At 54.5% G+C, this 15,933-nt stretch carries 9 protein-coding genes; 6 read left to right on the forward strand and 3 right to left on the reverse strand.

Features of this window, described 5'->3' with window-relative positions; all coding sequences use genetic code 11:
• Positions 1-63: 63 nt before the first annotated feature.
• Positions 64-1,179: a porin OmpC gene (locus DFO52_RS05545; protein WP_047647228.1), complete on the reverse strand. Its 1,116-nt coding sequence runs from the start codon at positions 1,177-1,179 to the stop codon at positions 64-66.
• 742 nt (positions 1,180-1,921) lie between these two features.
• On the opposite strand from DFO52_RS05545, the gene rcsD reads away from it, so the two are divergent.
• Positions 1,922-4,594: a phosphotransferase RcsD gene (gene rcsD / locus DFO52_RS05555; RefSeq protein WP_058841535.1), complete on the forward strand. Its 2,673-nt coding sequence runs from the start codon at positions 1,922-1,924 to the stop codon at positions 4,592-4,594.
• Between the two features lie 16 nt (positions 4,595-4,610).
• Positions 4,611-5,261, forward strand: a complete 651-nt coding sequence (gene rcsB / locus DFO52_RS05560; protein ID WP_003859405.1) for a response regulator transcription factor RcsB — start codon at positions 4,611-4,613, stop codon at positions 5,259-5,261.
• Between the two features lie 89 nt (positions 5,262-5,350).
• Here rcsB and rcsC read toward each other — a convergent pair whose 3' ends face one another.
• Positions 5,351-8,197 carry a two-component system sensor histidine kinase RcsC gene (gene rcsC, locus DFO52_RS05565; RefSeq protein WP_133549652.1) on the reverse strand — a complete coding sequence of 949 codons (2,847 nt, stop codon included), beginning with the start codon at positions 8,195-8,197 and terminating at the stop codon, positions 5,351-5,353.
• A gap of 135 nt (positions 8,198-8,332) precedes the next feature.
• Positions 8,333-10,969, reverse strand: coding sequence for a DNA topoisomerase (ATP-hydrolyzing) subunit A (gyrA, locus tag DFO52_RS05570; RefSeq protein WP_029740918.1), 2,637 nt, complete (start codon positions 10,967-10,969; stop codon positions 8,333-8,335).
• A 146-nt stretch (positions 10,970-11,115) separates the two neighbouring features.
• Between gyrA and ubiG the strand changes: the two genes are divergently transcribed.
• From ubiG to yfaE, 4 genes are all read left to right on the forward strand, one after another.
• A complete protein-coding gene (gene ubiG / locus DFO52_RS05575; RefSeq protein WP_029740919.1) occupies positions 11,116-11,844 on the forward strand; it encodes a bifunctional 2-polyprenyl-6-hydroxyphenol methylase/3-demethylubiquinol 3-O-methyltransferase UbiG in 729 nt (242 codons plus the stop codon).
• Between the two features lie 347 nt (positions 11,845-12,191).
• Positions 12,192-14,477 carry a class 1a ribonucleoside-diphosphate reductase subunit alpha gene (gene nrdA / locus DFO52_RS05580; RefSeq protein WP_023312513.1) on the forward strand — a complete coding sequence of 762 codons (2,286 nt, stop codon included), beginning with the start codon at positions 12,192-12,194 and terminating at the stop codon, positions 14,475-14,477.
• A 49-nt stretch (positions 14,478-14,526) separates the two neighbouring features.
• Positions 14,527-15,657, forward strand: a complete 1,131-nt coding sequence (nrdB, locus tag DFO52_RS05585) for a class Ia ribonucleoside-diphosphate reductase subunit beta (protein ID WP_029740920.1) — start codon at positions 14,527-14,529, stop codon at positions 15,655-15,657.
• On the forward strand, positions 15,657-15,911 hold the full coding sequence (yfaE, locus tag DFO52_RS05590) for a class I ribonucleotide reductase maintenance protein YfaE (protein WP_023294104.1): 255 nt from the start codon (positions 15,657-15,659) through the stop codon (positions 15,909-15,911). The genes nrdB and yfaE overlap by 1 nt, the downstream gene beginning before the upstream one ends.
• Positions 15,912-15,933: the final 22 nt, after the last annotated feature.

The raw sequence follows: 15,933 nt of genomic DNA on the forward strand, positions 1-15,933 counted from the left end.
TGTGAGAATCTGCGAGACACAAAAAAGGGGCCAGCAGGCCCCTTACGTCACACGATGAAGCGATTAGAACTGGTAAACCAGGCCCAGCGCGACGATATCGTCAGTACCGATACCCGCCTGACGGGTGAATTCATTTTCATCAACCAGGTTGATTTTGTAATCCACGTAGGTGGACATGTTTTTGTTGAAGTAGTAAGTCGCACCAACATCAACATATTTCAGCAGATCCTGATCGCCGTAACCTTCGATGTCTTTCCCTTTAGACTGCAGGTAAGCCACGGATGGGCGCAGGCCGAAGTCGAACTGGTACTGAGCAACCACTTCGAAGTTCTGCGCTTTGTTAGCGAAGCCGTAAATGTCGCTGCTGCTCTGAGAGTTGCCGAAACGCGTTGCGTTGTAGGTCTGGGAGTATTGCGCCGCAAGGTAGATGTTGTTGGCGTCGTATTTCAGACCACCAGAATAGACTTCAGCACGATCGCCTTCGCCCTTCAGCGCCAGGTTAGCGGTGTTGTTCTGGTCAGCGGTACGTTTGGAAGAAGACATTGCACCACCGATGCTGAAGCCTTCACCCAGGTTATAGGTCACGGATGCACCGTAGCCGTCGCCGTTCTGTTTCAGCAGGCTACGACCGGTGTCGTTTTCACCGCTTACGCTGCCGTTTTTACCCTGATACTGCAGGGCAAAGTTCAGGCCATCCACCAGACCAAAGAAGTCCTGGTTACGGTAGGTCGCCACGCCGTTAGCACGGGACTGCAGGAAGTTGTCTGCGCCGTAGGTATCGCCGCCAAATTCTGGCAGAACGTCAGTCCAGGAGGTTACGTCGTAGATTACGCCGTAGTTACGACCGTAATCGAAAGAACCCGCGTCAGCGAATTTCAGACCCGCGAACGCCACACGCGTCCAGGCATCATTTTCGCTTTCGGAGGTGTTGCCCTGGATCTGGTATTCCCACTGGCCGTAACCGGTCAGCTGATCGTTAACCTGAGTTTCGCCTTTGAAGCCAAGACGCATGTAGGTCTGGTCGCCGTCGGCACTCTTGTCGTCAGAGAAATAGTGCAGACCATCGACTTTACCGTACAGATCTAATTTGTTGCCATCTTTGTTATAAATTTCGGCCGCATTTGCTGCGCCTGCTACCAGGAGTGCTGGTACCAGGAGGGACAGTACTTTAACTTTCATTTTATTAACCCTCTGTTATATGCCTTATAATTGCCACTGCTTACTGGTTAACCCTCATTAACCAGTCGGCAATTTCATTCTCCGCAAAATTACAGAATAATCCAATGCGAATATGATACGAAAACTTTGAAGATGTTTCATTTAACCATCAACATGTTTCAAAATGTAAATATCAAGGAACTTTTACAAAGCACAAATAGCTTAGAAAATTAGCACTTATAATCAAACAGGAAAATCACCATATAAACATCAATGAGTTACAATAAAATCCGTTACAGCACTGAATGACAAAACAAGATCTCGCCTAATCTCTAAAATAACTCTCGCTATCATCATTAACTTTATTTATTACCGTCATTCAGTTTTGAATGTCTGTTTATCCCTAATTGAACCGGATGCTCCGCATTCGGTTTTTTTTACCTTTCTTTACGTAACTTCTCTTTTTTTGTGCTACCGCACCGTAATTGTAACGACTATTAACTAAATTCACGTCGGGTATCTTTCGAAATCCATCCATTGGTACAAAACTTAATTTCTTGTTAATTCGTGCTATTCTTTGACTGCGCGGGCTGATTATTTGTACGCGTATGGCGAGTTTGTACATGTTTACTGCATGCATCACCGCCGATATTGTCCCGTGAAAAAGTCGCCTCATCCCGGACAGTCGCGCTGGAAATTCAGTTATTACCCTTTATACTGCCCTATCGCCACAGAGCACGACCATAACGGGTTAAAGATATCAATGAGTCAGACTGAAACTACCGCCCCGAGCAAATTCTCCCTTCTCCCCGGGAGCATCACCCGTTTCTTTCTTCTTTTGATCGTTGTGCTGTTAGTCACCATGGGGGTGATGGTACAAAGCGCGGTTAACGCCTGGCTGAAGGATAAGAGCTATCAGGTCGTGGATATCACCCACGCCGTGCACAAGCGCATAGATACCTGGCGCTACGCCACCTGGCAGATTTACGACAATATCGCGGCAGCCCCGACCTCCTCGTCCGGAGATGGACTTCAGGAGACGCGGCTTAAGCAGGATGTCTATTATCTCGAAAAACCGCAGCGTAAGACCGAGGCCCTCATCTTTGGCTCTCACGACAGCGCGACGCTTGAGATGACGCAGCGTATTTCGACCTATCTGGATACCCTCTGGGGCGCCGAAACGGTACCGTGGTCGATGTACTATCTGAACGGTCAGGACAACAGCATGATCCTGATCTCAACGCTGCCGTTAAAAGATCTCTCATCCGGGTTTAAAGAGACAACCGTGGGCAGCATCGTCGATTCCCGCCGGGCAGAGATGCTGCAGCAGGCGAACGCCCTTGATGAACGTGAGAGCTTCTCTTCCCTGCGTCGTCTGGCCTGGCAAAACGGCCATTATTTTACCCTGCGCACCACGTTCAACCAGCCAGGGCATCTGGCGACGGTGGTGGCCTTCGATTTACCGATTAATGATTTAATCCCGCCGGATATGCCGCTCGACAGCTTCCGCCTGGAGCCAGACAGCAGCACCCAAAACATGCGTGCGGCGTCCGACAAAGAGGCCGCAGAGAGCGTATCGATCTCCTTTAACGGCTCGAAAATCGAAATTGCCTCATCGCTGAACTCGACCGGCATGCGTCTGGTGTGGCAGGTGCCGTTTGGCACGCTGTTGCTCGATACCCTGCAAAATATTCTGCTGCCTCTGCTGCTGAATATCGGTCTGCTGGCGCTGGCGCTGTTTGGCTATAGCACCTTCCGTTTCCAGACGGGGCGTCAGAGCGACGCCTCTGCGGTTCCGGCCGGCACCAGCAATGAGCTGCGCGTATTACGTGCATTGAATGAAGAGATTGTTTCCGTGCTGCCGCTTGGGGTCTTGGTTCACGACCAGGAGGCGAATCGTACGGTGATGAGCAACAAAATTGCCGACCATCTGCTGCCGCATCTTAACCTGCAGAACATCACCACCATGGCGGATCAACACCAGGGGGTGATTCAGGCCACCATCAACAATGAACTGTACGAGATCCGTCAGTTCCGCAGCCAGGTGGCTCCCCGCACGCAAATCTTCATTATTCGCGACCAGGATCGCGAAGTGCTGGTCAATAAAAAGCTCAAGCAGGCGCAAAGGCTGTATGAGAAAAACCAGCAGGGGCGCGCCGCATTTATGCAGAACATTGGCGATGCCTTCAAGCAGCCGTTAAAAACGCTGGCGACCCAGGCGGCGGCGTTAAACACCTCTGAAAGCCACCAGCTTGCCTGCCAGGCCGATTCGCTGGTCAGAATGGTTGATGAGATCCAGCTGGCAAACATGCTGGAGAATGATTTCTGGAAGGGAACGCCAGCCCTCTTCTCCATTCAGGATCTGATCGATGAAGTGGTGCCGGAAGTGCTGCCCGTTATTAAGCGCAAAGGGCTGCAGCTGCTGATCAATAACAATCTCCCTGCGAATGACGAACGCCACGGCGATCGCGAAGCGCTGCGCCGCATTCTGCTGATGATTATTCAGTACGCCGTCACCACCACGCAGATCGGCAAGATCACTCTTGAAGTCAGCACCGAGGAGTCAGCAGAAGACCGTCTGACGTTCCGCATCCTGGACACCGGGGAAGGCGTCACAACAAGTGAAATTGATAATCTGCACTTCCCGTTCCTGAATGACACGCAGAGCGATCGCTACGGCAAGGCCAATGCCCTGACCTTCTGGCTGTGCGATCAGCTGGCGCGTAAGCTCGGCGGCCACCTGAACATCAAAGCCCGTGAATCCCTCGGCACCCGCTATTCTCTGCATGTGAAAATGGCGGCCAATCCGCAGGAAGAGGATGAAGAACGTCTGCTGGATGACGTCGTGGTGATGGTCGATGTGACCTCGAACGAGATCCGCAATATTGTCGTTCGTCAGTTAGAAAACTGGGGAGCAGCCTGCATCACCCCGGATGAAAGACTTGCAAGTCAAGAATTTGATCTGTTTTTAACTGATAATCCGTCTAATCTTACTGCCTCCGGCTTGCTTTTAAGCGATGATGAGTCAGGCGTGCGGAAAATCGGCCCTGGCCAGCTGCGCGTCAACTTTAATATAAGCAATGCGATGCAGGAAGCTGTACTACAACTAATAGAAGAGCAGCTGGCGCAGGAAGAGATAACGGAGTCACCGTTAGGCGGCAATGAAAATGCCGAGCTTCACGCCAGCGGATACTATTCACTCTTTGTTGATACAGTACCAGATGATGTTAAGCGGTTGTATACTGAGTCCGCTGCGAATGATTTTGCAGCGCTGGCACAGACAGCACACCGGCTTAAAGGGGTGTTTGCCATGCTTAATCTGGTTCCCGGCAAGCAGTTATGTGAAACGCTGGAACATCTAATTCGTGAGAAAGATGCCTCTGGCATTGAAAAATACATCAGCGACATTGACGCCTACGTCAAAAGCTTGCTGTAGCAAGGTAGCCTTATACATGAACAATATGAACGTAATTATTGCCGATGACCATCCGATTGTACTGTTCGGTATTCGCAAATCACTTGAACAGATCGAGTGGGTGAATGTAGTCGGTGAATTTGAAGACTCTACAGCACTGATCAATAACCTCCCAAAGCTTGATGCACACGTGCTCATTACCGATCTCTCCATGCCTGGAGACAAATATGGTGATGGGATCACGCTCATCAAATACATTAAACGTCACTTCCCGGATATCTCGATCATTGTTCTGACCATGAACAACAACCCGGCGATCCTGAGCGCGGTGTTGGATCTGGACATCGAAGGGATTGTGCTGAAACAGGGCGCACCGACCGATCTGCCAAAAGCGCTCGCTGCGCTGCAGAAAGGCAAGAAGTTCACGCCTGAGAGCGTCTCTCGTCTGCTGGAAAAAATCAGCGCGGGTGGCTACGGTGACAAACGCCTGTCCCCGAAAGAGAGTGAAGTTCTGCGCCTGTTCGCAGAAGGTTTCCTGGTGACCGAGATTGCCAAGAAGCTGAACCGCAGTATTAAAACCATCAGCAGCCAGAAGAAATCAGCGATGATGAAGCTGGGCGTGGACAACGATATTGCTCTGCTGAACTATCTCTCCTCCGTTACGCTGAGCGCAACGGACAAGGATTGATCCCGGACGGGTGTGCGGCCTGATGCCCTCATCCCGTCCCTCTCCCACGGGGAGAGGATGAAAAGCGAAAAGGCCCTTGCGGGCCTTTTTTATATTCTGGTTTTTCTCACGCGATCCGCGTAAATCGACAACGTCTGCTTCAGCACGTCCAGCGTCACCGGTTTCGACAAACAGCTGTCCATGCCTGACTCCAGACAACGCTGTTTCTCTTCCGCCAGCGCGTTCGCCGTTACGCCCACTACCGGCAGCGTCAGGCCAAGCTGTCGGATGCGCTGCGTCAGACGGTAGCCGTCCATGTTTGGCATGTTGACGTCGCTAAGCACGATATCAATATGATTTTTACTCAGCACATTCAGCGCATCCACGCCGTCATTAGCGGTTTTGCACTGGTAGCCCAGCGATCCAAGCTGGTCAGCCAGCAGGCGACGGTTAATCGGATGGTCATCCACCACCAGAATCATCATATCGTCATTTACCGACGCCAGAGACTCCGGTGACGGCAATCCGCCCGCGCCGTCGCGCTCTTCCAGCTCCACTTTGTAGATGCGCGCCAGCAGGCTTAACAGCTCGTGCGGCGTTGCAACGCTGTGTACCCATTCCCCAGGCGCACGCTCGACAGGAATACCGATGTGGCGACGGCAGAAGAGCACCGACCCTCTCCCCTGCCACGGCTGCTCCGGCATCTCGTCGGCGATCAGCACATCGTCCACGTCCGGCGTTTGACCTTCATAGCGGCACACCCGCACGCCGCTGTGGGCAAGCAGCGCCGTCAGGTAGTCATTCAGCGAGGCGTTATGCACCGCCAGCCAGCAGCGCTTGTCGCTCAGCCCGTCCACCGTCGCTTTTGCCGGATACTGCGCCGAATAGAGCGGAATACGGATGGTGAACTGGCTGCCCATGCCGGGCTCGGTATCCACGGAAATATCACCATCCATCATGCTGACGAGCTTCTCACAAATCGCCAGCCCCAGTCCGGTGCCCTGGAAGTTACGCTGCACGCCGGTCCCGACCTGGAAGAACGGGTCAAACAGGCGAACCACTTCCTTCGCCGGGATGCCGACGCCCGTGTCGCGCACGCGAATGCTCAGGTAATCCCCCGCCCGGCAAACGTGCAACACGATACAGCCAACGTCGGTGAATTTGATGGCGTTGCTGAGCAGGTTAGAAATGACCTGCTGCAGGCGCATCGGATCGCCGTGCAGCGTCAGCGGCACGTCAGGTTCAATAAAGCAGTAGAGACCCAGCTGTTTACGCACCACCAGCGGCAGATAGTTGGCGCTGATGTGGTTCATGACCTCGCGCGGCGAGAACTCCCGCGGCTCGATTTTCAGCTGCTCAGACTCGATTTTAGAGAAGTCGAGAATATCGCTGATGATTTTCAGCAGCAGGCTGGAGGAGTTGTTCATTGCCGTCACCAGCCTGTCGACTCCTTTCGGTAATTCTTTCGTCTGCAGCAGATCGAGGTTACCGATGATCCCGTACAGCGGCGTTCGCAGCTCGTGGCTGACGGTGGCAAGGAACATGGATTTCGACTGGCTGGCCTGCTCCGCGGCCTGCGCCATCTCCTGCAGCGACTCTTCCATCTTCACGCGCGCGGAGACATCCACCAGCACGCAAATCGCCACGTTTTCATTGCGATAGCGGGAATGCACAAAGCTGATCTGCAGGTTGGTGTGCGTGCTGGTGAGCACGTCGACAAAGTTAACCTGCTGACCGCAGATAATTTGCGTCAGCCTCTGGCGGTCTTCGTGCGTCAGCATGTTCAGGTAGTTATGCGCCAGCTCGTTACTCAGGATGTTGGTTCCGTCCTGGGTACGCAGAATGCAGATCCCCACCGGCGCCGACGCGACAATCTTGCGGTTAAACTGCTCGTGCTCCTCCAGCCGCTGGGCGTCGCTTTCGGCCGGAATAAAGATTTTCCGCTCGTACATGCGCGCCAGGGTGAACAGCGCCCCACCCGCAATCAGGTTCAGCAGAATGGCATTCATGATGAGAATGCGTATCCGCTCAAGCACTATATCCACCGGCAGCGAATAGACAATACTCAGCGACGAAGGCGGCAGGCTCTTCTTCAGCACCAGTTCACGGAAGCCCGAGGTATAGCCAAACCACGACCGCTCCTGCATCCAGTGCGGTTCGACGTTTAACCGGTTATCCGGCCCGGCGAGTGAGATCAGCTGATGACCGTTTTCATCCAGAATGGTCACCCCCATAGGCAGGCTGCCCGGGGTGAAAAAGTTTTCCATGCGAATGGTCTGCTCAATCCCCAGCAGCGCCTGCAGGCGATTGCCCAGATACACCGGCGTCAGGGCGTAGAAATAGCCCACGCCCGGGCGCGGGCCCTGGCTAACCCAGAAGATGTTATTCCCGCGCTCGTCCTGCGGCGCATTGCGATATTTCACAATACGTTCATGCAGGCTTTTCAGCGCATCGTCACGCTCAACGGGCACGTCGCGCAGGCCAAAGTCAGCCATGCAGAGATTTTCGCTGCCAATCAGGAATACGCGGTTAAGATCATAGGCGGCGGAGAAATTGTCGCGCCAGTAGCGCATAAACCAGGCAAGGGATTCCAGCGACCCGCGCCAGGTATTGCTCATGGTGGAGCAATCGGAGTCCGGGAACAGCGGCTGGAAGTCCGGGACTTCGGTATTGTCATTCCGCCCGCGAAGCGCAAGGATGCCGTTTTCCGCCGTCAGACGATTTTCGGCAATATACTTCAGCTCCTTCATCACGTCAGACGTTCGCTGAATGTAGCGCTGGGCCTGGTCGGAGCTTAAGTTAAACTCCTGGCGGATCTCTGCTTCTTTCTGGTGCAGCGCGTTAACGATGTAAAACACCGAGAACAAGGCCACCAGCAGCCAAAGCAGGAGCGCCAGCGCCCGAAACAGATAGCGAGAAACTTTCAGCGTAGTACGAAAGGAGACGAGGTATTTCAAGGGGGCGAGGCTCCGCCGTCGGGGTAAAAAGAATGTGGTTAAGGTAGCGGTAAACGCGCCAGGTCGCAACGTTGACTTATCTGCTTGTGCAAAAGAAAAGGGCCGGAAACCGGCCCTTTTTTGCATCAGGAGACATTACTCGTCAGCGTCATCCGCTACGTCATCGTCGGTGTCGGCTTCCGGCGCGATATCATCATCGCCTTCCGCAACGCTACCGTCGATGGAATCGAGCTCTTCGTCATCCACCGGCTCAGCAACGCGCTGCAGACCCACCACGTTTTCATCTTCCGCTGTACGGATGAGGATCACGCCCTGGGTGTTACGCCCCACCACGCTGATCTCAGACACGCGGGTACGCACCAGCGTACCGGCATCGGTGATCATCATGATCTGGTCGGCATCGTCCACCTGCACCGCGCCCACAACGGAACCGTTGCGCTCGGTCACTTTGATAGAGATAACGCCCTGCGTGCCGCGAGACTTGGTTGGGTATTCCCCTTCCGCCGTACGTTTACCGTAACCATTCTGCGTCACGGTCAGGATAGCCCCTTCACCGCGCGGAATAATCAGAGAAACAACGCTGTCTTCGCCAGCCAGTTTGATACCACGAACGCCCGTAGCGGTACGACCCATCGCACGGACGGCGTTCTCTTTAAAGCGCACCACTTTACCGGCCGCAGAGAACAGCATCACTTCATCAGAACCGGAGGTCAGATCCACGCCGATCAGCTCGTCGCCTTCGTTCAGGTTCACCGCGATAATACCGGCGGAACGTGGGCGGCTGAACTCGGTCAGCGCGGTTTTCTTCACGGTACCGCTGGCGGTCGCCATAAAGACGTTCACGCCCTCTTCGTACTCGCGTACCGGCAGGATGGCGGTGATACGTTCGTTCGCTTCCAGCGGCAGCAGGTTAACGATTGGACGGCCACGCGCGCCGCGGCTCGCTTCCGGCAGCTGATAGACCTTCATCCAGTACAGACGACCGCGGCTGGAGAAGCAGAGGATCGTGTCGTGGGTGTTGGCCACCAGCAGGCGGTCAATAAAGTCTTCTTCTTTAATACGAGCTGCAGACTTGCCTTTACCGCCACGACGCTGTGCTTCGTAGTCGGTCAGCGGCTGATACTTCACATAGCCCTGGTGAGACAGGGTGACCACCACGTCTTCGCGGTTGATCAGATCTTCAATGTTGATATCAGAGCTGTTCGCGGTGATTTCGGTGCGGCGCGCATCGCCGAACTGATCGCGGACCAGCTCCAGCTCTTCACGGATCACTTCCATCAGACGCTCTGCGCTGCCCAGGATATGCAGCAGTTCAGCAATCTGTTCCAGCAGCTCTTTGTATTCGTCGAGCAGTTTTTCGTGCTCAAGGCCGGTCAGTTTCTGCAGACGCAGATCCAGAATCGCCTGGGCCTGCTGTTCAGTCAGGTAATACTGACCGTCACGCACGCCGAATTCAGGTTCCAGCCACTCTGGACGCGCTGCGTCATCGCCCGCACGTTCCAGCATCGCGGCGACGTTACCCAGATCCCACGGACGGGAAATCAGGCCGGCTTTCGCTTCCGCCGGGGTTGGCGCACGACGGATCAGCTCGATGATCGGGTCGATGTTGGCCAGCGCAACCGCCAGCGCTTCAAGGATGTGCGCACGGTCGCGCGCTTTGCGCAGTTCGAAGATGGTACGACGGGTCACCACTTCACGGCGGTGACGCACGAACGCGCTCAGGATCTCTTTCAGGTTCATGATCTTCGGCTGACCATGGTGCAGTGCAACCATGTTGATACCGAAGGAGACCTGAAGCTGAGTCTGGGAGTACAGGTTGTTCAGCACAACCTCACCCACCGCGTCGCGTTTGATCTCAATCACGATGCGCATACCGTCTTTGTCAGACTCGTCACGCAGCGCGCTGATGCCTTCAACGCGTTTTTCTTTTACCAGCTCGGCGATTTTTTCAATCAGACGCGCTTTGTTCACCTGATACGGGATCTCGTGAACAATGATGGTTTCACGGCCGGTTTTAGCGTCCGCTTCCACTTCGGCGCGGGCACGGATGTAAATCTTGCCGCGGCCGGTGCGGTACGCTTCTTCAATACCGCGACGACCGTTAATGATCGCCGCCGTTGGGAAGTCCGGGCCCGGGATGTGTTCCATCAGCCCTTCAATGCTGATGTCTTCATCGTCGATATAGGCCAGGCAGCCGTTGATCACCTCGGTGATATTGTGCGGCGGAATGTTGGTTGCCATACCGACCGCGATACCGGACGAACCGTTAACCAGCAGGTTCGGGATCTTGGTTGGCATCACATCTGGGATGCGCTCGGTGCCGTCGTAGTTATCGACGAAATCAACGGTCTCTTTTTCCAGGTCGGCCATCAGCTCATGAGCGATTTTCGACATACGGATTTCCGTATAACGCATCGCCGCAGCGGAGTCGCCGTCGACTGAACCAAAGTTACCCTGACCATCTACCAGCATGTAACGCAAGGAGAATGGCTGCGCCATACGAACGATGGTGTCATAAACGGCGGTATCACCATGCGGGTGATATTTACCGATAACGTCACCGACGACGCGGGCAGATTTTTTATAGGCTTTATTCCAGTCATTGCCCAATACGTTCATGGCGTATAGTACGCGACGGTGTACCGGCTTAAGGCCATCGCGGACGTCCGGCAGCGCACGGCCAACAATGACCGACATCGCATAGTCCAGATAGGAGCTCTTCAGCTCTTCCTCGATGTTAACCGGTGTAATTTCTCTCGCAAGGTCGCTCATCTAACCGCTATCCCTCTACTGTATCCCGGATTCAAAGGTCGCAAATTATAACACAGCCGAGGTGATTGAGGTAAACCTATACGCTTTATTCACGGGGATTGCCTGATATACTCCTTTGTCTTGCTAAATAAGGAGTAAAAGCGCCCATGAATGCCGAAAAATCCCCGGTGGCTCACAACGTTGACCACGAAGAGATTGCCAAATTTGAAGCGGTGGCGTCCCGCTGGTGGGATCTCGAAGGTGAGTTCAAACCGCTGCATCGCATTAACCCGCTGCGTCTGGGCTATATCGCGGAGCGTTCCGGCGGTCTGTTCGGTAAGAAAGTGCTCGACGTCGGCTGCGGCGGCGGCATCCTGGCTGAGAGCATGGCGCGCGAAGGGGCGAACGTCACTGGCCTGGATATGGGCTTTGAACCGCTGCAGGTTGCCCGCCTTCACGCGCTGGAGTCCGGCATACAGGTGGAATATGTGCAGGAAACCGTGGAAGAGCACGCGGCAAAACACGCCCATCAGTACGATGTGGTGACCTGCATGGAGATGCTGGAGCACGTTCCCGATCCGCAGTCGGTGGTGCACGCCTGTGCAAAACTGGTGAAACCAGGCGGCCAGGTCTTCTTCTCAACCATCAACCGTAACGGTAAAGCCTGGCTGATGGCCGTTGTCGGCGCGGAGTATGTGCTGCGCATGGTGCCGAAAGGGACGCACGACGTGAAGAAATTCATCAAGCCTGCGGAGTTGTTAGGCTGGGTTGACCAGACGTGGCTCAAAGAGCAGCACATCACCGGCCTGCACTACAATCCGCTGACCGATAAATTCAAACTCGCACCGGGCGTTGATGTTAACTATATGTTGCACACAACCGCCAAAAACGACTAACGTCATTCGTTATTCTTATAAAGATTGCGCGACATCATGTTGCGCAATTCTGACCTCCCGTTGAAGAAATCAGCACTCGATCAAATTTTGAATTTTTTTTCTTAATTATTGACATGTCTTCCAGGCCTTACGGTACGAGGACTTAGCCTTTTTTACCCTTTCACAACCTCAATTTAACGTCAAAATCAACCCTTGTGCTGAAATGATTCGATACTAGAATACTCACCATATAGCGTTTATCTTATCGCAAACCCCCTATATGTAGTATTTATCCACAGAGTTAGTCACAAGACGGATCTGTGGATAAGCGGGGGATATTTTTTATTTCACGGACAGGTAAAACCCACATGAATCAGAGTCTGCTGGTGACAAAGCGCGACGGTACTACCGAGCGTATCAATCTGGACAAAATCCATCGAGTTCTCGACTGGGCAGCAGAAGGACTGAACAACGTATCTATCTCCCAGGTTGAACTGCGTTCTCACATTCAGTTCTACGACGGTATCAAAACGTCTGATATCCACGAAACAATCATTAAAGCAGCGGCAGACCTCATCTCCCGCGAAGCACCGGATTATCAGTACCTCGCTGCACGTCTGGCGATTTTCCACCTGCGTAAAAAAGCCTACGGCCAGTTTGAGCCGCCGAAGCTTTACGATCACGTAGTGAAAATGGTTGAGCTGGGCAAATACGACACGCATCTGCTGGAAGACTATACGGAAGAAGAGTTCGAGCAGATGAACGGGTTTATCGATCACTGGCGCGACATGAACTTCTCCTACGCGGCGGTGAAGCAGCTCGAAGGCAAATACCTGGTTCAGAACCGTGTAACCGGTGAGATCTACGAAAGCGCCCAGTTCCTCTATATTCTGGTGGCCGCCTGCCTGTTCTCTAACTACCCGCGTGATACCCGTCTGGAATACGTGAAGCGTTTCTACGATGCGGTATCCACGTTCAAGATTTCTCTGCCGACGCCAATCATGTCTGGCGTGCGTACCCCAACCCGTCAGTTCAGCTCCTGCGTACTGATCGAGTGTGGTGACAGCCTGGATTCCATCAACGCCACCTCCAGCGCCATCGTGAAATACGTCTCCCAGCGTGCCGGTATCGGCATCAACGCCGGTCGCATTCGTGCGCTGGGCAGCCCGATTCGCGGCGGTGAAGCGTTCCACACCGGCTGTATTCCGTTCTATAAACACTTCCAGACGGCAGTAAAATCCTGCTCTCAGGGCGGCGTGCGCGGCGGTGCTGCGACCCTGTTCTACCCGATGTGGCACCTGGAAGTGGAAAGCCTGCTGGTCCTGAAAAACAACCGCGGCGTTGAAGGCAACCGCGTGCGTCACATGGACTACGGCGTGCAGATCAACAAGCTGATGTACACCCGTCTGCTGAAAGGCGAAGACATCACGCTGTTCAGCCCGTCCGACGTTCCGGGCCTGTATGACGCGTTCTTTGCCGATCAGGACGAGTTCGAGCGTCTGTACACCAAATACGAAAAAGACGACAGCATCCGTAAGCAGCGCGTGAAGGCGGTAGACCTCTTCTCCCTGATGATGCAGGAACGTGCCTCTACCGGCCGTATCTACATCCAGAACGTGGACCACTGCAACACCCACAGCCCGTTTGATCCAGTAGTTGCGCCAGTGCGCCAGTCTAACCTGTGCCTGGAGATCGCCCTGCCGACCAAACCGCTGGAAGACGTGAACGACGAAAACGGCGAAATCGCGTTGTGTACGCTGTCCGCGTTCAACCTGGGCGCAATTAAGAGCCTGGACGAGCTGGAAGAGCTGGCGGTGCTGGCGGTTCGCGCGCTCGACGCCCTGCTGGACTACCAGGATTACCCAATCCCGGCCGCTAAACGCGGTGCGATGGGCCGCCGTACCCTGGGTATCGGCGTGATCAACTTCGCCTACTGGCTGGCGAAAAACGGCAAGCGCTACTCTGACGGCAGCGCCAACAACCTGACGCACCAGACGTTCGAAGCCATTCAGTACTACCTGATGAAAGCCTCTAACGAGCTGGCGAAAGAGCAAGGCGCGTGCCCGTGGTTCAACGAAACCACCTACGCGAAAGGCATTCTGCCAATTGACACCTACAAGAAAGACCTGGATGCAATCGTCAGCGAGCCGCTGCACCTCGACTGGGAAGGCCTGCGCGAGTCCATCAAGACCCATGGCCTGCGTAACTCCACGCTCTCTGCCCTGATGCCGTCCGAGACCTCTTCGCAGATCTCTAACGCCACCAACGGTATTGAACCGCCGCGCGGCCACGTCAGCATTAAAGCGTCGAAAGACGGCGTGCTGCGTCAGGTGGTACCGGACTACGAAACGCTGGGCAACAACTACGAGCTGCTGTGGGAAATGCCAAACAACGACGGCTACCTGCAGCTGGTAGGTATCATGCAGAAGTTTATCGACCAGTCGATCTCTGCCAATACCAACTATGACCCGACGCGCTTCCCTTCCGGCAAGGTACCGATGCAGCAATTGCTGAAAGACCTGCTCACCGCCTACAAATTTGGCGTGAAAACGCTGTACTATCACAACACCCGTGACGGTGCGGAAGACGCGCAGGACGACATGGTACCGTCAATTCAGGACGATGGCTGCGAAAGCGGCGCATGTAAGATCTAATGAAGGGCGGGGATATCCCCGCCTTTATTTCGTAAGACAGGACACACTCATGGCATATACCACCTTTTCACAGACGAAAAACGACCAGCTCAAAGAGCCGATGTTCTTCGGCCAGCCGGTCAACGTGGCACGCTACGATCAGCAAAAATATGACATCTTCGAAAAGCTGATCGAAAAGCAACTCTCCTTCTTCTGGCGCCCGGAAGAAGTGGACGTCTCCCGCGACCGTATTGACTACCAGTCGCTGCCGGATCACGAAAAACATATCTTCATCAGCAACCTGAAGTACCAGACGCTGCTGGACTCCATTCAGGGTCGTAGCCCGAACGTGGCGCTGCTGCCGCTGATCTCCATTCCTGAGCTGGAAACCTGGGTGGAAACCTGGGCGTTCTCCGAGACGATCCACTCCCGCTCTTACACCCACATCATCCGCAACATCGTGAACGATCCGGCGGTGGTGTTTGACGATATCGTTACCAACGAGCAGATCCAGAAGCGCGCGGAAGGCATTGCCCACTACTACGACGAGCTGATCCAGATGACCAGCTACTGGCATCTGCTGGGCGAAGGCACCCACAACGTGAACGGTAAAACCGTTACCGTTAACCTGCGCGCGCTGAAAAAGCAGCTGTACCTGTGCCTGATGAGCGTCAACGCGCTGGAAGCGATCCGCTTCTACGTGAGCTTTGCCTGCTCCTTCGCCTTTGCCGAGCGCAAGCTGATGGAAGGCAACGCCAAAATCATCCGTCTGATTGCCCGCGATGAAGCCCTGCACCTGACCGGTACCCAGCACATGCTGAACCTGCTGCGCAGCGGTACGGACGATCCGGAGATGGCGGAAATCGCCGAAGAGTGCAAGCAGGAGTGCTACGACCTGTTCGTGCTGGCGGCTCAGCAGGAGAAAGAGTGGGCAGACTACCTGTTCCGCGACGGCTCCATGATTGGCCTGAACAAAGACATCCTGTGCCAGTACGTTGAGTACATCACCAACATCCGTATGCAGGCCGTCGGTCTCGACCTGCCGTTCCAGACGCGCTCTAACCCGATTCCATGGATCAACACCTGGCTGGTGTCCGATAACGTGCAGGTTGCGCCGCAGGAAGTGGAAGTCAGCTCTTATCTGGTCGGTCAGATTGATTCTGAAGTCAACACCGACGACCTGAGCAACTTCCAGCTCTGATGTCACGCGTCACGCTACGTCTTTCCGGCACTGAGGTGCTGTGTCGGGAGGAGCACCCTTCTCTGCTGGTGGCGCTTGAGGCGCATCAGGTAGAAGTAGAGTACCAGTGTCGTTCCGGCTACTGCGGATCCTGCCGCTGCCGTCTGGTCGCCGGCCAGGTGGACTGGCTGACCGAGCCGCTGGCCTTTATCAACGAAGGGGAAATTTTGCCCTGCTGCTGCCGGGCAAAAGGCGATATTGAGATCGAAATGTGATGTTGTCCGTATCCCCTCTCCC

The sequence above is a fragment of the Enterobacter sp. AG326 genome (genome assembly GCF_004362415.1).
GTDB classification, from domain to species: domain Bacteria; phylum Pseudomonadota; class Gammaproteobacteria; order Enterobacterales; family Enterobacteriaceae; genus Enterobacter; species Enterobacter asburiae.